We start from the raw sequence: 17,211 nt of genomic DNA, 5'->3' as shown, positions 1-17,211 counted from the left end.
TCCGCCCCTCGGGCCGGATCAGGTTACCTGTGAGTGATTCGTCAGCCGCTGACACGAGAATGGGTTTGTCAACTGTCAGCGACTGACACTAGCCTCGAAAACATGACTAGTCAGACCGCGACGGGCCCGGCCGACAAGGCCCCAGCCGCACCGTCCGACCCGACCCCCACCAAGGGTTTGCGTGGCCACCCCTGGCTGACGCTCTTCAGCGTGGCGATCGGCGTCATGATGGTCGCCCTGGACGGCACCATCGTGGCCATCGCCAACCCCACCATCAAGGACGACCTGGGCGCGACGTTCGCCGACGTCCAGTGGATCACCAATGGATACTTCCTCGCGCTCGCGGTGGCCCTGATCACCGCCGGAAAGCTCGGCGACCGGTTCGGGCACCGGCAGACCTTCCTCATCGGCGTGGTCGGCTTCGCGGCGTCCTCGGGCGCCATCGGCCTGTCCGACAGCATCGCCCTCGTGGTCACCTTCCGGGTGCTCCAGGGCCTCTTCGGCGCCCTGCTGATGCCGGCCGCGCTCGGCCTGCTGCGGGCGACCTTCCCGGCCGAGAAGCTGAACATGGCGATCGGCATCTGGGGCATGGTCATCGGCGCCTCCACCGCGGGCGGCCCGATCATCGGCGGCCTGCTCGTCCAGCACGTCAGCTGGCAGTCCGTCTTCTTCGTCAACGTGCCGGTCGGCGTCGTCGCGCTCGTCCTCGGCCTGCTGATCCTCAAGGACCACCGCGCCGAGAACGCCCCGCGCTCCTTCGACGTGCTCGGCATCGCGCTGCTCTCCGCGGCGATGTTCTGCCTGGTCTGGGCCATCATCAAGGCGCCGACCTGGGGCTGGGGCGACGGCACCACGTGGCTGTTCCTCGGCGCCTCCGTCCTCGGCTTCGCGCTGTTCGCCTTCTGGGAGACCAAGGTCCGCGAACCGCTCGTCCCGCTGGGCCTCTTCCGCTCCGTGCCGCTGTCGGCCGGTGTGGTGCTGATGGTGCTGATGGCCATCGCGTTCCTCGGCGGCCTGTTCTTCGTCACCTTCTACCTGCAGAACGTGCACGGGATGAGCCCGGTCGACGCCGGTCTGCATCTGCTGCCGCTGACCGGAATGATGATCGTGGGATCGCCGCTGGCCGGTGCCCTGATCACCAAGACCGGCCCGCGCATCCCGCTGGCGGGCGGCATGGTGCTGACGGCCGTCGCCATGTTCGGCATGTCGACGCTGGACACCGGCACGAGCGGCGCGGTCATGTCGCTCTGGTTCGTCGCCCTCGGTCTCGGCCTCGCCCCCGTCATGGTCGGCGCCACCGAGGTCATCGTGGGCAACGCCCCGCTGGAGCTCTCCGGCGTCGCCGGCGGTCTCCAGCAGGCCGCCATGCAGATCGGCGGCAGCCTCGGTACGGCCGTCCTGGGCGCCGTGATGGCCTCCAAGGTCGACGGCGACCTCCCCGGCAACTGGGCGGACGCCAAGCTGCCGCCGCTCACCCCGGCCCAGCTCGACCAGGCCTCCGAGGCGGTCCAGGTCGGTGCCGCGCCGGTGCCGAAGGGCACCCCCGCCGCACTCGCCGAGAAGATCACCGGTGTCGCCCACGACACCTTCATCTCCGGGATGAGCCTGGCCTGCCTGGTCGCCGCCGGTGTCGCCGTGGTGGCGGTCCTGGTCGCCCTCCTCACTAAGCGCGGCGAGAACGCCGAAGCGGGCGCCGGAGCCGGGCACATCTAGGGTCTCGCGCCGGTCCGTTCGCCCGCCGGACGCCGAACCGGGCCGAGCCGCCCGCCGGTTGCGCGCCGCAGGTCACAGTGGGTCAAGTCCCCCGTACGGCACGGGGACTGGGCCCGGCCGCGGCGCACGGCCGGCGGGCGGCGGCGCGGGCGGAGGTCTGCCCCGGGAGAACCGGGGTACCCGCTTGTCAAGCCCGAGCCGGCCGGCGATCGGCCGGCTCACGGTCCAGGGAGTTGATGATGGCGGGCTTCGGACACACCACGCGCAAGCACCCTCGTTCACGTGACCGGATGAGGTCAGGGGACGGGCCGGACCGCGCGACGCTCGGAATCATCGGAGTCATCTGCGCGATCGCGGGCTTCTTCGTGCTGGGGATCGTCCTCGGCCCGATCGCGGTCGTCTGCGGCTGGCTCGGCATGGGGCGCAGCTGGAACGGCGCCCGCCCGGTACCGGCCCTCGTGGCCCTCGTACTGGGCGCGATCGACACACTCCTCGCGATCATCTGGCTCGTCGGAGCCGCCTCCTACGGGAACGGCATGTTCTGACGCCTCGGGAGTGACACGAAGAGGGGCCCCGGCTACGGCCGGGGCCCCTCTTCGTGCCTACGCGTTCGTGCGTACGCGCCTACGCGTCGCCGCCCGCGGGGCCCGGGTCGGCCGCCGCCACGTCGAGCAGCTGGTAGCGGTCGACGGCCTGCTTCAGCACGGACCGGTCGACCTTGCCCTCACGCGCCAGCTCCGTCAGCACCGCGACCACGATCGACTCCGCGTCGATGTGGAAGAACCGCCGGGCCGCGCCCCGCGTGTCCGCGAAACCGAAGCCGTCCGCGCCGAGGGACTGGTACGTCCCCGGCACCCAGCGCGCGATCTGGTCCGGAACCGACCGCATCCAGTCGGAGACGGCCACGAACGGACCCTCGGCGCCCGACAGCTTGCGGGTCACGTACGGGACGCGCTGCTCCTCCTCGGGGTGCAGCAGATTGTGCCGCTCCACCTCGACGGCCTCGCGGCGCAGCTCGTTCCAGGAGGTCGCCGACCAGACGTCCGCCCGCACGTTCCACTGCTCGGCGAGGATGCGCTGCGCCTCCACGGCCCACGGCACGGCCACGCCGGACGCCATGATCTGCGCCGGGATCACGCCCGAGGTGCCCGCCGCGTACCGGTGGATGCCCTTGACGATGCCCTCCACGTCCACGTCCGCGGGCTCGGCCGGGTGCCGGATCGGCTCGTTGTAGACGGTGAGGTAGTAGAACACGTCCTCGCCGTGCGGGTGTTCCTCCGAGGAGCCGTACATCCGGCTCAGGCCGCTCTGCACGATGTGCGCGATCTCGAAGCCGAACGCCGGGTCGTAGGCGACGCACGCCGGGTTGGTCGAGGCGAGCAGCTGCGAGTGCCCGTCCGCGTGCTGGAGGCCCTCACCGGTCAGCGTCGTGCGTCCCGCGGTCGCGCCCAGGACGAAACCGCGCGCCAGCTGGTCGGCCATCTGCCAGAACTGGTCACCGGTGCGCTGGAAACCGAACATCGAGTAGAAGACGTACACCGGGATCAGCGGCTCGCCGTGCGTCGCGTACGACGAGCCCGCCGCGATCAGCGAGGCCGTGCAGCCCGCCTCGGAGATGCCGTCGTGCAGCATCTGCCCGGTCGGCGACTCCTTGTACGCGAGCAGCAGCTCGCGGTCCACCGACTCGTACTGCTGGCCGAGCGGGTTGTAGATCTTCGCGCTCGGGAAGAACGAGTCCATGCCGAACGTGCGGTACTCGTCGGGCGCGATCAGCACGAAACGCCTGCCGATCTCCTTGTCCCGCATGAGGTCCTTGAGCAGCCGCACGAACGCCATGGTCGTGGCGATCGACTGCTGACCCGAACCCTTCTTCACACTCGCGTACGTCTTGTCCTCGGGCAGGGCGAGGGGCTTGGACCGCACGACGCGCGTCGGCACATAACCGCCGAGCGACAGCCGGCGGTCGTGCATGTACTGGATCTCCTCCGTGTCCCGGCCCGGGTGGTAGTACGGCGGCGGGCCGTCCTCCAGCTCCTTGTCGGAGATCGGCAGGTGCAGCCGGTCGCGGAAGTGCTTGAGGTCGGCGACCGTCAGCTTCTTCATCTGGTGCGTGGCGTTGCGGCCCTCGAAGTTCGGGCCGAGCGTCCAGCCCTTGACCGTCTGCGCCAGGATCACCGTCGGCTGGCCCTTGTGCGCCTTGGCCGCCGAGAACGCCGCGAAGATCTTCCGGTGGTCGTGCCCGCCGCGGCCCAGGTGCAGGATCTGGGCGTCGGTCATGTTCTCGACCATCGTGCGCAGCCGGTGGTCGTCACCGAAGAAGTGCTCACGGATGTACGCGCCCGTCTCGGTGGCGTACGTCTGGAACTGGCCGTCGGGCGTGGTGTTCAGCCGGTTGACGAGCACGCCGTCCCGGTCCTGGGCCAGCAGCGGGTCCCAGGTGCGGTCCCAGACCAGCTTGATGACGTTCCACCCGGCGCCGCGGAACTGCGACTCCAGCTCCTGGATGATCTTGCCGTTGCCGCGTACCGGGCCGTCGAGGCGCTGGAGGTTGCAGTTGACCACGAAGGTCAGGTTGTCCAGGCCCTCACGGGCGGCGATGGACAGCTGGCCCAGCGACTCCGGCTCGTCCATCTCGCCGTCGCCGAGGAACGCCCACACGTGCGACCTGGAGGTGTCCGCGATCCCGCGCGCCTCCATGTAGCGGTTCATCCGCGCCTGGAAGATCGCGCCGAGCGGGCCGAGGCCCATGGAGACCGTCGGGAACTCCCAGAAATCCGGCATCGAGCGCGGATGCGGGTAGCTGGACAGCGCGTGGCCGGCCTTCGACTTCTCCTGGCGGAACCCGTCGAGCTGCTCCTCGGAGAGCCGGTCGAGCAGGTACGCGCGCGCGTAGATGCCGGGGGAGGCGTGCCCCTGGAAGAAGACCTGGTCGCCGCCGTCGCCCTCGTCCTTGCCGCGGAAGAAGTGGTTGAAGCCCACGTCGTACAGCGAGGCGGAGGACGCGAACGTGGCGATGTGGCCGCCCACCCCGATCCCGGGCCGCTGGGCGCGCGAGACCATCACGGCCGCGTTCCAGCGGGTGGCGTTGAGGACCTTCCGCTCGATCTCCTCGTTGCCCGGGAAGAACGGCTCGTCCTTGGTCGCGATCGTGTTGACGTAGTCCGTGCTGCGCATCTCGGGCACGGCCACGCGCTTCTCGCGGGCCCTCTCGATCAGACGCAGCATCAGGTAGCGGGCCCGCTCACGGCCGCGCTCGTCCACGGCGGCGTCCAGGGAGTCGAGCCACTCCTGGGTCTCCTCGGGATCGAAATCCGGGACCTGGCTGGGAAGGCCGCCAATGATGATCGGGTTGCGATCGGATCCGGAAGCCACGCTGTTCCTTCGCTGTCGGAGGGGCGCTGTCGTTCTTTCGCTTGTCGGAGGGCTTTCAGGGGCGTGCCGGAGTCCCGGTCAGCCCTGTCCGCACCGTTCCCTCATCGTGTACCTCGAGGACGGAATCGTCACCTCTACCCAGGGGTAACCAGGACGGTCCCGGGGCAGGCGGGGACGGGCCCGGCCAAAACGCAACGATACGCTCAGTGCGTGACGCGTTCCGCAAAGTCGTTCGCCTCTCGGACACACGGAGGGTTCCGAAAGGAACAAACGGGGCAGAACGGTGTGGTGTGCGTCACTGGACGGGGTGTTCGCGTGCCTGGAGTTGCGTCGACACCGCCAGGATCGTCACCGTTTCGGCGGTCTCGACCGCCGGGTACTTGCGCGATCCGCCCCGCCCGTGTGGACTACGGCCAACGCCGCGCGCACGCGCGCGGCCGAAAACTTCCCCGAGTTCCTCCGGAGCGGGGGAAGACCCATACCGAACATGATCAGGAGGCAACCCGTGAGCGCGACCGCGGACCACGCGGAGGAGAGGACGAACCCGGCCGCGAGGTTGGGTTTCCAGCCCGAGCAGGTGGTCCAGGAGATCGGCTACGACGACGACGTCGACCAGGAGCTCCGCGAGGCCATCGAAGAAGTCATCGGCAGTGACCTCGTGGACGAGGAGTACGACGACGTCGCCGACGCCGTCGTGCTGTGGTTCCGCGACGAGGACGGCGACCTGACGGATGCGCTGGTGGACGCCACCACGTACATCGAAGAGGGTGGCACCATCCTGCTGCTGACGCCGAAGACCGGCCGTGACGGCTATGTGGAGCCCAGCGACATCGCCGAGGCCGCGACGACCGCGGGTCTGTCCCAGACCAAGACCGTCAGCGTGGGCAAGGACTGGAGCGGCAGCCGGCTGGCTACGCCCAAGGCGGCCAAGTCCAAGCGGTGACGCTGCGCTGGGCTTGATCGGGGCCGGGTGTCCGGGGAGTTCCTGCTCCCCGGGGCCCGGTCCCGTCGTATCGGTCGGCCCGGTCCCGTCGTACCGGCCTGACGGCCTCGTCCTCGAACGCCGGACGGGCTGGTTGTCCCGGCCTCGTCCTCAGGCGCCGGACGGGCCGGACATCCCGGGGCGGACAGGGGCGGGGGGAAGACCCTTTCCGCGGGGGTGGGTGATCACTGCGTAGGCTGGGTGGTGACCCGAACAGCCCAGGGAAGGGACGCAAAATTATGGCGATCGAGGCAGGCACCAAGGCCCCGGACTTCGAGCTGAAGGACAACCACGGCGCGACCGTGCGGCTCTCGGACTTCCGCGGCGAGAAGAACGTGGTGCTGCTGTTCTACCCCTTCGCCTTCACGGGTGTGTGCACCGGCGAGCTGTGCGCCCTGCGCGACGAGCTGCCGAACTTCGTCAACGACGACGTGCAGCTCCTCGCCGTCTCCAACGACTCCATCCACACCCTGCGCGTCTTCGCCGAGCAGGAGGGCCTGGAGTACCCGCTGCTCTCCGACTTCTGGCCGCACGGCGAGACCTCGCGGGCGTACGGCGTCTTCGACGAGGACAAGGGGTGCGCCGTGCGCGGCACCTTCATCATCGACAAGGAGGGCGTCGTCCGGTGGACCGTCGTCAACGGTCTTCCTGACGCGCGTGACCTGAACGAGTACGTCAAGGCGCTCGACACCCTCTGATTCTTCGGTCGCAAGGCCTGCATGGGGCGGGAACCCCTCACTAGGATCGACACGTTGATCCGATGTCACACGCACGGCGGGGCTCCCCGCCCCTCGACACCAATTGGAGGACTCGTGGGAGTCAGCCTCAGCAAGGGCGGCAACGTATCGCTGACCAAGGAGGCCCCTGGCCTGACGGCGGTCATCGTCGGTCTCGGGTGGGACGTCCGTACCACCACCGGTACCGACTTCGACCTGGACGCCAGCGCCATCCTGACGAACGCGGACGGCAAGGTCAGCAGCGACGCCAACTTCGTCTTCTTCAACAACCTCAAGAGCCCGGACGGCTCCGTCGAGCACACCGGGGACAACATCACCGGTGAGGGCGAGGGCGACGACGAGCAGATCAAGATCAACCTCGCGGCGGTGCCGGCCGAGGTCGAGAAGATCGTCTTCCCCGTCTCCATCTACGACGCCGAGAACCGCCAGCAGTCCTTCGGCCAGGTCCGCAACGCGTTCATCCGCGTCGTGAACCAGGCGGGCGAGGCGGAGATCGCGCGCTACGACCTGTCCGAGGACGCCTCGACGGAGACCGCGATGGTCTTCGGCGAGCTCTACCGTCACGGCGCGGAGTGGAAGTTCCGTGCCATCGGCCAGGGCTACGCCTCGGGCCTGCGCGGCATCGCGCAGGACTTCGGCGTGAACGTCTGAGCCGACAGCGTCCGGGCCGACGGGTCCGGGCCCCCACGTCCGGCGCCGCACCCGTCAGGGGCGGCGCCGGACGTGCCGTACAACTCAAAGCCGTACCTCGGGGAGGACCAGCATCATGGGCGTCACGCTTGCCAAGGGGGGCAATGTCTCCCTCTCGAAGGCCGCACCGAACCTCACACAGGTGATGATCGGGCTGGGCTGGGACGCGCGCTCCACCACAGGAGCCGACTTCGACCTCGACGCCAGCGCGCTGCTGTGCAACTCGGGCCGGGTGCTCGGAGACGAGTGGTTCATCTTCTACAACCAGCTCAAGAGCCCGGACGGCTCGGTGGAGCACACCGGGGACAACCTCACGGGTGAGGGCGAGGGCGACGACGAGTCGATCCTGATCGACCTCTCCAAGGTGCCGGCGAACGTCGACAAGATCGTCTTCCCGGTCTCGATCCATGACGCGGACAACCGGGGCCAGACCTTCGGCCAGGTCAGCAACGCGTTCATCCGCGTCGTCAACCAGGCCGACGGCCAGGAACTGGCGCGCTACGACCTCTCGGAGGACGCCTCGACGGAGACCGCGATGATCTTCGGCGAGGTCTACCGCTACAACACGGAGTGGAAGTTCCGCGCCGTGGGACAGGGGTACGCCTCCGGGCTGCGGGGCATCGCCCTCGACTTCGGCGTCAACGTTTCGTAGGACCACCTTCGCCAGCCGAAGGGGCCGCCCCCTAGACTCCGTGGTCAACGTTGGGTAAAGCCGAGTGCGGCGCGGGGGAGGAGCACCCTCAAGTCAACCGCTTGGGGGTGCCCCCATCACATGATTGGGTAGCCAGTGCTTTTGAAAACCTTCGGCTGGTCGTTCGCGGTCACCGCGCTCGGCCTGGCCGCAGCGGTTCTCTACGACGGGTGGACCGGCCTCGGGGTCGTGGCGATCCTGTCCATCCTCGAGATCTCGCTGTCCTTCGACAACGCGGTGGTCAACGCCGGAATCCTGAAGAAGATGAATGCCTTCTGGCAGAAGATCTTCCTCACGGTCGGTGTGCTGATCGCCGTCTTCGGTATGCGGCTGGTCTTCCCCGTGGTGATCGTCGCCATCACGGCCAAGCTGAATCCGGTCGACGCGGTCAACCTCGCGCTGACCGACAAGGACCGCTACCAGCAGCTCGTCACCGACGCTCACCCGGCGATCGCCGCCTTCGGCGGCATGTTCCTGCTGATGATCTTCCTCGACTTCATCTTCGAGGACCGGGACATCCAGTGGCTGCGCTGGATCGAGCGGCCGCTCGCCAAGCTCGGCAAGGTCGACATGCTGTCGGTCTGCCTCGCCCTGATCGCCCTGCTGATCGCCTCCATGACGGTCGCCGCCCACGCCCACCAGCACGGCGGCGCGCACGTCGACAAGGGACAGACGGTCCTGATCTCCGGCATCGCCGGCCTCATCACGTACATGATCGTCGGCGGGCTCTCCGGGTACTTCGAGGACAAACTCGAGGAAGAGGAGGAGCGGGAGCACGAGGCCGAGGAAGAGGCCAGGAAGACCGGCAAGAAGCAGTCGGCCGCCGTCCTCGCCGGCAAGGCCGCGTTCTTCATGTTCCTCTACCTGGAGGTCCTGGACGCGTCCTTCTCCTTCGACGGTGTGATCGGCGCCTTCGCCATCACCAACGACATCGTGCTGATGGCCCTCGGTCTCGGTATCGGCGCCATGTACGTCCGGTCCCTCACCGTCTACCTGGTCCGCCAGGGCACCCTCGACGACTACGTCTACCTCGAGCACGGCGCGCACTACGCGATCGGCGCCCTCGCCGTGATCCTGCTCGTCACCATCCAGTACGAGATCAACGAGGTCATCACCGGCCTCGTCGGCGTCGTCCTGATCGCCTGGTCCTTCTGGTCCTCGGTGCGCCGCAACAAGGCGCTGGAGGCCGCCGGGGGAGAAGGCGGCGCGGGTGACCGCAGCGAGGTCTCGTCCGGGGTCTGAACCGGCCGGGCGGGATCGCGGTGTGTGATCCGGGCCCGAGTGAGGGAACGCTTGGAGCGGGGCGGCTTGCGAGGACGAGTCCTCGGGGCCGCCCCGCGGCGGTCACGGACACGTGTGGGGGGCGCAGATGAGCTTTTGGCAGGACCTGTGGCGCGGACGCTCGGCGGACTTCGACTCCGGCAGCGCGGCCAGCAACTCCATCCAGCTGACCAAACGGCATCAGACGGTCTCGCTCACCAAGCAGGGAGCGGCCACCGGCAACCTGCGCATCAACCTGTCCTGGCGGATGCGCACCTCCGACCTCGACTCCGGCCGGCGCGGCAGCCTGCTGCGCCACCCCTTCAGCACCTTCAAGCCGGAGGTCGTCCAGGCACACACCCAGAGCATGGTCAACGTCGACCTCGACCTGGGCGTCATGTACGAGCTCACGGACGGCGAGAAGGGCGTCGTGCAGCCGCTGGGCAGCTTCTTCGGCGACATCAACGCGGCGCCGTACGTCAAGCTCAGCGGTGACGACCGCTTCGGTTCCGGGACGGGCGAGACGGTCTACGTGAACCTCGACCACCGCGACGACATCAAGCGTCTGCTGGTCTTCGTCTACATCTACGACCAGACCCCGGCCTTCGACCGTACGCACGCGGTGGTCACGCTCTACCCGAGCAACGGGCCGCGGATCGAGATCGGCCTCGACGAGCGGCACCCGCAGGCCCGCTCCTGCGCCGTCGTGATGATAGAGAACAACAAGGGCGAGCTCACCGTGCGCCGCGAGGTCAAGTTCGTCTACGGCTTCCAGGCCGAGCTGGACCGCCTCTACGGCTGGGGCCTGCAGTGGGGCCGCGGCTACAAGTCCACGGCCGGCCGCTGAGCACCGGCCGGGGACGTCCGCGCCGGCGCCCGGCCGGCGGTCCTCACCTGCCGATGAACTGGGGCCCCTGCGGAGGCAGCCTGAAGTCCGGGTCCGGCAGCGCGCCCGCCGCCTGCGGGAAGCCGTACGCGGGCGGGGCGGCCGTCTGCGCGGCGGCCGCCTGGGGCTGCGGGTAGCCGTAGGCCGGCCGGTCCGGCTGCCCGGCGGGCTGCGGGTAGCCGTACGCGGGCTGCGGGCCCGGCTGCGTCACGGGCTCCTGCGGATAGCCGTACGCGGGCTGCCGCGGCACCCCGGAGGCCGGTTCGGGCGGCGACTGGGGTGCGGGCGCGGGCTGCTCGGGAGGCAGCGGGAAGGACGTCTCGGGGGCCCGGGTGGCCTCGGGCTCCGACTCGTCCACCGAGATCCCGAAGTCGCCGGCCAGCCCCTCCAGGCCGTTCGAATAGCCCTCGCCGAGCGCCCGGAACTTCCAGCCCTCGCCGCGCCGGTACAGCTCTCCGCAGATCAGGGCCGTCTCGGCGCCGGTCTCCGGCTTGATGTCGAAGTACGTGAGCGGTTCGCCGTCCGGGACGGCCGCGTCGTACAGCAGGATGCGCAGGCCGCGTACGCGGTCGAAGGCGACGCCGTCCGCCGACGCGACGACCAGGATCCGGCCGACTGCGGACTCGACACCCGCCAGGTCCGTCTGGACCGTGTCGGTCAGGCCCTCGGTGACGCGCTTCTTGCCGAGCCGCCAGACCGTGCCCGAGGGATGGCGGGGCTGGTTGTAGAAGACGAAGTCCTCGTCGGAACGCACCCGGCCGTCGTGGCCGAGGAGCAGCGCCGAGACATCGACGTCAGGGGAGCCCTGCCCGGGCGTCCAGCGCAGGACCGCCCGTACCGCCGTGGCGTCCAGCGGGACGTTCGATCCCTTCAGCATCCCTCGCGTCATACGGTCATCCTGCCCTCTCGGACCTGCTCACGACAACGCGGGGTCGCCGCCCCGGCAGCGGCTGCCGGACACGGAGGGGTTACCTGGACTTCACACCCAGTGGGAACCGTCCAGGTGGGTACTTACGTACTATTACCGGCCACATCACATTCGGCCGCCTAGTCCCGGGGGAGTTCCATGCGTCATTTCGGTCATACGGCCCCCGACGAGCGCCGGCGTCTTTTCCACCAGGAGCCGTGCGCCTTCACCGCGGACTCCCCGGCCCCCGTCCTCGCGGCGGCCCTGGGAGCCACTCTCTACAGCCCGGCCACCCGGGACCGGCTCGCCGACGACATCCTCAAGCAGGCCGGACGCGGAGTGGTCTCCATGGTGCTGTGCCTGGAGGACTCGATCGACGACGCGGACGTCGTCGGCGCCGAGGAGAACCTCGTCCGCCAGCTGACCGGCCTGGCCGGGCGGCCGGACGCGGACCTCCCGCTGCTCTTCGTCCGGGTCCGCACACCCGAACAGATCCCCGACCTGGCCGGCCGGCTCGGCCCCGCCGTCCGGCTGCTGTCCGGGTTCGTCCTGCCCAAGTTCACCGAGGAACGCGGCGTACCGTTCCTGGAGGCGCTCACCGACGCCGAATCCGCGAGCGGACGGCGGCTTTTCGCCATGCCGGTCCTCGAATCGCCCGGCCTGCTCCACCTGGAGACCCGCCGCGAGACCCTCGCGGGCATCTACCGCACCGTCGACAAGTACCGCGAGCGCGTCCTCGCCCTGCGGCTCGGCGTCACCGACTTCTGCTCCGCGTACGGGCTGCGCCGCGCACCCGACATGACCGCCTACGACGTCCAGATCGTCGCCTCCGTGATCGCCGACGTCGTGAACGTGCTCGGACGGGCGGACGGCACCGGCTTCACCGTCACCGGGCCCGTCTGGGAGTACTTCCGGCTCCAGGAGCGCATGTTCAAACCGCAACTGCGGCGCAGCCCCTTCACCCCGAAGGCCGAGGCCCTGCGCACCGCGCTGATCGAACACGACATCGACGGCCTGCTCCGCGAGATCGCCCTCGACCGCGCCAACGGCCTGCTCGGCAAGACCTGCATCCACCCCTCGCACGTGGCGCCCGTGCACGCCCTGTCCGTCGTCAGCCACGAGGAGTTCAGCGACGCCCAGGACATCCTGCGGCCCGAACGCGACGGCGGCGGCGTCCTGAGGTCGGCCTACACCAACAAGATGAACGAGGTGAAGCCGCACCGCGCCTGGGCGGAGCGGACCCTGCAGCGCGCCGAGGTCTTCGGCGTCGCCCGCGAGGACATCGGCTTCGTGGAGCTGCTGGCAGCCAGCCTGCCCGAATGACACGGGCCACCGGAGCGAGGGAAGACCATGACGACGACAAGGAACAGATGAACGACGTGGAGTGGACGGGAACGTGGGTCGCGCGGCGGCTCGGAGTGGAACTCGTCGGGGACGAGTCACTCACCGGGCTGCTGGGGCTCGCGCTGCGGCGCAACCCCAGACGGGCCCACCTCCTGGTGTCCAACGTGCTCGGCAAGCACGTCCCGCAGTCACCCGCCGTGGTGTACGGGTACGGGTACGAGCTCGGCCGGCGGGTACGGGCGCTGCTGGGCGAGGAGCGGGCACGCGAGGCGGTGATCCTCGGCTACGCCGAGACGGCGACCGGCCTCGGGCACTGCGTCGCGGACGGCGTCGGCGTGGCCCCCTGCCTCCACTCCACCCGGCGCGCCGTCCCCGGGGTCGCCCCCGCCGGCGGTTTCGAGGAGTCCCACTCGCACGCCACCTCGCATCTGCTGCTGCCCGAGGACCCCGCGCTGCTGTCCGGCTCCGGCCCGCTGGTCCTCGTCGACGACGAGTTCTCCACCGGCAACACGGTCCTCAACACCATCCGCGACCTGCACGCCCGCCACCCGCGCGACCACTACGTCGTCGTCGCCCTGGTCGACATGCGCTCGGCCGCCGACCTGGGCCGCCTGGAGGAGTTCGCCCGGGACATCGGCGCCCGTGTCGACCTCGTCGCGGCCGCCTCCGGCACGGTCCGCCTCCCGGAGGGCGTCCTGGAGAAGGGGCAGGCGCTGGTCGCGGAGCACGAGACGCACGGCACGGCGATACCCGGCGGCGACACCGGCACGGCGATACCCGGCGGCACCACCGGCACGGCGGCCGTGCGGCGGATCGACCTCGGATGGCCCGCGGGCGTCCCCGACGGCGGCCGGCACGGATTCACGCCCGGCGACCGCACGCGCCTCGACGCGGCGCTGCCGGAGATGGCCGCGCGCGTCGCCGGAGCGCTCCCCGACGGCGCCCGCCGCGTACTCGTACTCGGCTTCGAGGAACTGATGTACGCACCCCTGCGGCTCGCCCAGGAGCTGGAGCGGCTCGCCGACGCCGAGGTGCGGTTCTCCACGACCACCCGCTCACCCGTCCTCGCCGTCGACGACCCCGGCTACGCGATCCGCAGCCGCCTCGTCTTCCCGGCCCACGACGACCCCGCCGACGGCCCCGGGGAGCGCTACGCCTACAACGTCGCCGGCGCCGGATTCGACGCCGTCGTCGCCGTGGTCGACTCCGCAGCCGATACCCCGGAACTGCACGGCCCCGGGGGACTGACCGCCCGGCTCGCCGGACACACCCCGAGCGTCCTGCTCGCGGTCGTCCCCTCGTACGTACCGGCAGCCGCGCGCACCCCCGCCGCGATACCCGCGCACGCCCCCGGCCACCCGCCCGCGTACACCCATGGGCACACGACCGCGCGCCTGCCCGCGCCCGTGCCCGAAAGGTCCTCCATGCTCCCCGAGCCCCTCCGCGGCCCCGCCTTCTCCTCGTACGCGCCGGACGAGGTCGGCTGGCTGCTCCAGGACCTCTCGGACGTACGCCTGGAAGCCCCCACCGAGGAGCGCGAGGAGGCCATCCAGAGCGGCGGCGCCCACTACGCCGAGTCGCTGCCGGTCGAGTACCAGCCGAGCGACCGCTACCAGGAGCTCTTCCACGCCGCGCTCGCCACCTCGGCGGCCCGGATCGCCACGGCCGTCGGCGCCGTCACCGAACTCGTCCTGGCCGACCGCGCCCGGACCCGGCCCGCCCCCGCACGGCCCGTCCTCGTCTCGCTGGCCCGCGCCGGCACCCCCGTCGGCGTCCTCATGCGCCGCTGGGCCCGGCACCGCCACGGCCTGGACCTGCCGCACTACGCCGTCTCCATCGTCCGCGGCCGCGGTATCGACGCCAACGCGCTGCGCTGGCTCGCCGCCCACCACGACCCGGCCGACGTCGTCTTCGTCGACGGCTGGACCGGCAAGGGCGCGATCACCCGCGAACTCGCCGACGCCGTCGAGCGCTTCGAGGCGGCCGAAGGGATCACCGGCTTCGACCCCGAGATCGCGGTCCTCGCCGACCCCGGCGGCTGCGTCCGCACGTACGGCACCCGCGAGGACTTCCTGATCCCCTCCGCCTGCCTCAACTCCACCGTCTCCGGCCTGATCTCGCGTACGGTCCTGCGCTCCGACCTCGTCGGCGAGCACGACTTCCACGGCGCGAAGTTCTACCGCGAACTCGCCGGTTCCGACCTGTCCGGCGCCTTCCTCGACGCCGTGTCCGCCCGCTTCCAGGAGGTCACCGACACGGTCGACGTCCAGGTCAAGGAGCTGCTCACCGCCGACCGCGCCCCCACCTGGGAGGGCTGGGCGGCCGTCGAGCGGATCAGCGAGGAGTACGGCATCCACGACGTGAACCTCGTCAAGCCCGGCGTCGGCGAGACCACCCGGGTGCTGCTGCGCCGCGTGCCCTGGAAGATCCTGGCCCGCACGGGCGCCGGCGCCGACCTCGACCACGTGCGGCTGCTGGCCGAGCAACGCGGTGTACCCGTCGAGGAGGTCGGCGACCTCCCGTACAGCTGTGTCGGGCTGATCCACCCCAGGTACACCCGGGGCGCGACCGGAGCGGACGGCACGGCGGTGACGACGCGATGACCGCGACGAACAGCGCCCTCACCGGCCCGGAGGCCGCGCGGGGCACCGCGCCCGTGCTCGTCGCCAGCGACCTCGACCGCACGCTGATCTACTCCGCGGCCGCGCTCGCCCTGACCATGTCCGACGCCGAGGCGCCCCGGCTGCTCTGCGTCGAGGTGTACCAGGGCCGGCCGCTGTCCTACATGACGGAGACCGCGGCGGGACTGCTCACGGACCTCGGGGGCACCGCCCTCTTCGTCCCCACCACGACCCGCACCCGCGAGCAGTACCACCGCATCAGCCTCCCGGGGCCCCTCCCGAAGTACGCGATCTGCGCCAACGGCGGGCACCTGCTCGTCGACGGCGTCTCCGACCCGCGGTGGCAGGCACGGGTCGCCGCCCGGCTCGCCGACGAGTGCGCCCCGCTGGACGAGATACGCGCCCACCTGGCCGCCTCCGCCGACCCGGCCTGGGTGCGCAAGCAGCGGGTCGCCGAGGACCTGTTCGCCTACCTCGTCGTCGAGCGCGAACTGCTCCCCGGCGAATGGGTCAAGGATCTCGCCGTCTGGGCCGACCACCGCGGCTGGACCGTCTCGCTCCAGGGCCGCAAGCTCTACGCCGTCCCCAGGCCGCTCACCAAGAGCGCGGCGATGCGCGAGATCGCCCGCCGCACCGGCGCCGGACTCACCCTCGCCGCGGGCGACTCGCTCCTCGACTCCGACCTGCTGCTCGCCGCCGACCGCGGCTGGCGCCCCGGCCACGGCGAACTGGCCGAGAGCGGCTGGACGGGCCCGACGACCACGGCCCTGCCGGAACGCGGCGTGCTGGCGGGGGAGCGGATCGTACGGGAGTTCCTGCGGGCGGGAGGCCGACGGGACGCGTGAGCACGAGGGCCGGGTGGGACCGGCCGGGCGGCCGGGACCGGCGTGAGGGCAGACACCGGGGCCGGTGCGGGGCCGCCCGGGCGTGAGCCGGGCCGGACTCATGCTCAGCCCGGCTCGGCTCAGGGCCGGGTCGCGCGCCGGGTCGCGGGGTCGGTGACCGGGGTGAGGCCCCCGTCGGCCGGTCGGTGTGCGGCCCGGTCAGCCGCAGCAGCCTCCGCCGCAGCAACCGCCACCGCCTCCGCCGCCCGCCCGGGGCGCCGGCGCGGGAGCGGAGGCCGAGCCGCCGACGGCGACCGTCGACAGCAGCTTCACCGTGTCGTCGTGCCCGGCCGGGCAGGCGGCGGGGTCGGAGGACTCCGCCATCGGGCGGCTCATCTCAAAGGTGTCGCCGCAGGTCCGGCAGCGGTACTCGTAGCGAGGCATGGGCACAGGTTAGCGGGCGCACCCCGCCGAAACGAGGGGTGTCGCCGCCGGTCACGCGGGCCGGCGGGGCAGTCCGGGGTGATCCGGCCGCTGTGCCGGGCGCGGTCCGCGGGGCCCCCTCGCCCGCGCCCGCCGCTCGCTCTCCGCCTGCTCGGGATGGCGGGCTCTCCAGTACGGGTTGTCGTGCGGCAGCGCCGAGCCGACCCGCCCGTACATCCCGAAGAACATCAGCAGCACGCCCACCAGGAAGCTGAACAGCACGTTCTGGATGCGGAACGCCAGGAAGTTGTAGCCGCTGTCGAGCAGCGCCAGATTCACGAACCCGCTGAGGATGAAGACGACACCGGTGACCATGTTGATGGTCGAGGCGATGTTGCCGCCCCACACCATGCCGCCGAACAGCAGCAGCCCGAAACAGATCGACAGCACGCTGAGCGTGCCGTTGGTGTTCAGCCCGGCGACCGTGTCGCCCCGGGTGTCGAAGAAGCCGACCTTGTCGATGAGGCCGAGGATGCCGAAGGCGAGCAGGACGAGCCCCATCAGACCCGCGCCGACCCGGTAGAACTGGCTCAGCCGGTGGTCGACCGGCAGGTGCTCGTCCAGCCGGATGCGCCGCCTCGCCTTGGGCCGCAGTGCGTGCGTGGCCATGTCCGCCTCCTTCGCAGCCTGGCGGCGGCCCTACGTGTCCCAGCATCCGCCGGGGAGGCCGGACCCGCCACCGCGTGCGGCCCGTACGGCTC

General features: G+C 70.7%; 15 protein-coding genes. 11 read left to right on the top strand and 4 right to left on the bottom strand.

Features of this window, described 5'->3' with window-relative positions; all coding sequences use genetic code 11:
* Window positions 1-102 precede the first annotated feature (102 nt).
* Together ACFY93_RS29775 and ACFY93_RS29770 are read left to right on the top strand one after the other, a co-directional pair.
* Window positions 103-1,713 (top strand): DHA2 family efflux MFS transporter permease subunit, encoded by a 1,611-nt coding sequence (locus tag ACFY93_RS29775; RefSeq protein ID WP_391364710.1) that lies wholly within the window; start codon window positions 103-105, stop codon window positions 1,711-1,713.
* Between the two features lie 236 nt (window positions 1,714-1,949).
* A complete protein-coding gene (locus ACFY93_RS29770) occupies window positions 1,950-2,258 on the top strand; it encodes a small hydrophobic protein (RefSeq protein ID WP_391364708.1) in 309 nt (102 codons plus the stop codon).
* Between the two features lie 79 nt (window positions 2,259-2,337).
* Here ACFY93_RS29770 and aceE read toward each other — a convergent pair whose 3' ends face one another.
* Window positions 2,338-5,085 (bottom strand): pyruvate dehydrogenase (acetyl-transferring), homodimeric type, encoded by a 2,748-nt coding sequence (gene aceE, locus ACFY93_RS29765; protein WP_391364706.1) that lies wholly within the window; start codon window positions 5,083-5,085, stop codon window positions 2,338-2,340.
* A gap of 505 nt (window positions 5,086-5,590) precedes the next feature.
* Between aceE and ACFY93_RS29760 the strand changes: the two genes are divergently transcribed.
* From ACFY93_RS29760 to ACFY93_RS29735, 6 genes are all read left to right on the top strand, one after another.
* Window positions 5,591-6,028, top strand: a complete 438-nt coding sequence (locus ACFY93_RS29760; protein WP_391364704.1) for a DUF3052 family protein — start codon at window positions 5,591-5,593, stop codon at window positions 6,026-6,028.
* Between the two features lie 278 nt (window positions 6,029-6,306).
* A complete protein-coding gene (locus ACFY93_RS29755) occupies window positions 6,307-6,765 on the top strand; it encodes a redoxin domain-containing protein (RefSeq protein WP_391364702.1) in 459 nt (152 codons plus the stop codon).
* Window positions 6,766-6,879: 114 nt separating this feature from the next.
* Complete coding sequence (locus ACFY93_RS29750; RefSeq protein ID WP_391364700.1) at window positions 6,880-7,455, top strand: calcium homeostasis/redox stress adaptation protein; 576 nt, start codon at window positions 6,880-6,882, stop codon at window positions 7,453-7,455.
* A gap of 115 nt (window positions 7,456-7,570) precedes the next feature.
* Window positions 7,571-8,146, top strand: a complete 576-nt coding sequence (locus tag ACFY93_RS29745) for a TerD family protein (protein ID WP_391364699.1) — start codon at window positions 7,571-7,573, stop codon at window positions 8,144-8,146.
* A gap of 135 nt (window positions 8,147-8,281) precedes the next feature.
* Window positions 8,282-9,427 carry a DUF475 domain-containing protein gene (locus ACFY93_RS29740; protein ID WP_391364697.1) on the top strand — a complete coding sequence of 382 codons (1,146 nt, stop codon included), beginning with the start codon at window positions 8,282-8,284 and terminating at the stop codon, window positions 9,425-9,427.
* A 127-nt stretch (window positions 9,428-9,554) separates the two neighbouring features.
* Window positions 9,555-10,292 (top strand): Tellurium resistance, encoded by a 738-nt coding sequence (locus ACFY93_RS29735; RefSeq protein ID WP_391364695.1) that lies wholly within the window; start codon window positions 9,555-9,557, stop codon window positions 10,290-10,292.
* A 43-nt stretch (window positions 10,293-10,335) separates the two neighbouring features.
* Here ACFY93_RS29735 and ACFY93_RS29730 read toward each other — a convergent pair whose 3' ends face one another.
* Window positions 10,336-11,220 carry a TerD family protein gene (locus ACFY93_RS29730; RefSeq protein WP_391364693.1) on the bottom strand — a complete coding sequence of 295 codons (885 nt, stop codon included), beginning with the start codon at window positions 11,218-11,220 and terminating at the stop codon, window positions 10,336-10,338.
* A 177-nt stretch (window positions 11,221-11,397) separates the two neighbouring features.
* On the opposite strand from ACFY93_RS29730, the gene ACFY93_RS29725 reads away from it, so the two are divergent.
* Genes ACFY93_RS29725 through ACFY93_RS29715 form a run of 3 tightly spaced genes read left to right on the top strand, consistent with a single transcriptional unit; the run spans window position 11,398 to window position 16,048 of the window.
* Window positions 11,398-12,561: an HpcH/HpaI aldolase/citrate lyase family protein gene (locus ACFY93_RS29725; protein WP_391364690.1), complete on the top strand. Its 1,164-nt coding sequence runs from the start codon at window positions 11,398-11,400 to the stop codon at window positions 12,559-12,561.
* 47 nt (window positions 12,562-12,608) lie between these two features.
* Window positions 12,609-15,185, top strand: a complete 2,577-nt coding sequence (locus tag ACFY93_RS29720) for a phosphoribosyltransferase domain-containing protein (protein ID WP_391364770.1) — start codon at window positions 12,609-12,611, stop codon at window positions 15,183-15,185.
* Window positions 15,182-16,048, top strand: coding sequence for an HAD family hydrolase (locus ACFY93_RS29715; RefSeq protein WP_391364688.1), 867 nt, complete (start codon window positions 15,182-15,184; stop codon window positions 16,046-16,048). Before ACFY93_RS29720 ends, ACFY93_RS29715 begins: the two co-directional genes overlap by 4 nt.
* Before the next feature lie 198 nt (window positions 16,049-16,246).
* Here the strand turns inward: ACFY93_RS29715 and ACFY93_RS29710 are convergent, their stop codons facing one another.
* Together ACFY93_RS29710 and ACFY93_RS29705 are read right to left on the bottom strand one after the other, a co-directional pair.
* Window positions 16,247-16,471 carry an FmdB family zinc ribbon protein gene (locus tag ACFY93_RS29710; protein ID WP_391364686.1) on the bottom strand — a complete coding sequence of 75 codons (225 nt, stop codon included), beginning with the start codon at window positions 16,469-16,471 and terminating at the stop codon, window positions 16,247-16,249.
* A gap of 51 nt (window positions 16,472-16,522) precedes the next feature.
* A complete protein-coding gene (locus tag ACFY93_RS29705) occupies window positions 16,523-17,119 on the bottom strand; it encodes a DUF4383 domain-containing protein (protein ID WP_391364684.1) in 597 nt (198 codons plus the stop codon).
* Window positions 17,120-17,211 lie beyond the last annotated feature (92 nt).

The organism is Streptomyces sp. NPDC008313, assembly GCF_042956125.1.
Lineage (GTDB): Bacteria > Actinomycetota > Actinomycetes > Streptomycetales > Streptomycetaceae > Streptomyces.
Note: the sequence above shows the minus strand (reverse complement) of the source record. Positions and strands in the feature narration are given on the sequence as shown.

What these genes read in the sequence shown, in the direction of transcription:
- ACFY93_RS29775 (WP_391364710.1), top strand. Translation starts at nt 103, where the DNA reads ATGACTAGTCAGACCGCGACGGGCCCGGCCGACAAGGCCCCAGCCGCA.
- ACFY93_RS29770 (WP_391364708.1), top strand. Translation starts at nt 1,950, where the DNA reads ATGATGGCGGGCTTCGGACACACCACGCGCAAGCACCCTCGTTCACGT.
- ACFY93_RS29755 (WP_391364702.1), top strand. Translation starts at nt 6,307, where the DNA reads ATGGCGATCGAGGCAGGCACCAAGGCCCCGGACTTCGAGCTGAAGGAC.
- ACFY93_RS29745 (WP_391364699.1), top strand. Translation starts at nt 7,571, where the DNA reads ATGGGCGTCACGCTTGCCAAGGGGGGCAATGTCTCCCTCTCGAAGGCC.
- ACFY93_RS29735 (WP_391364695.1), top strand. Translation starts at nt 9,555, where the DNA reads ATGAGCTTTTGGCAGGACCTGTGGCGCGGACGCTCGGCGGACTTCGAC.
- ACFY93_RS29730 (WP_391364693.1), bottom strand. Translation starts at nt 11,220, where the DNA reads ATGACGCGAGGGATGCTGAAGGGATCGAACGTCCCGCTGGACGCCACG.
- ACFY93_RS29725 (WP_391364690.1), top strand. Translation starts at nt 11,398, where the DNA reads ATGCGTCATTTCGGTCATACGGCCCCCGACGAGCGCCGGCGTCTTTTC.
- ACFY93_RS29720 (WP_391364770.1), top strand. Translation starts at nt 12,609, where the DNA reads ATGAACGACGTGGAGTGGACGGGAACGTGGGTCGCGCGGCGGCTCGGA.
- ACFY93_RS29715 (WP_391364688.1), top strand. Translation starts at nt 15,182, where the DNA reads ATGACCGCGACGAACAGCGCCCTCACCGGCCCGGAGGCCGCGCGGGGC.
- ACFY93_RS29710 (WP_391364686.1), bottom strand. Translation starts at nt 16,471, where the DNA reads ATGCCTCGCTACGAGTACCGCTGCCGGACCTGCGGCGACACCTTTGAG.
- ACFY93_RS29705 (WP_391364684.1), bottom strand. Translation starts at nt 17,119, where the DNA reads ATGGCCACGCACGCACTGCGGCCCAAGGCGAGGCGGCGCATCCGGCTG.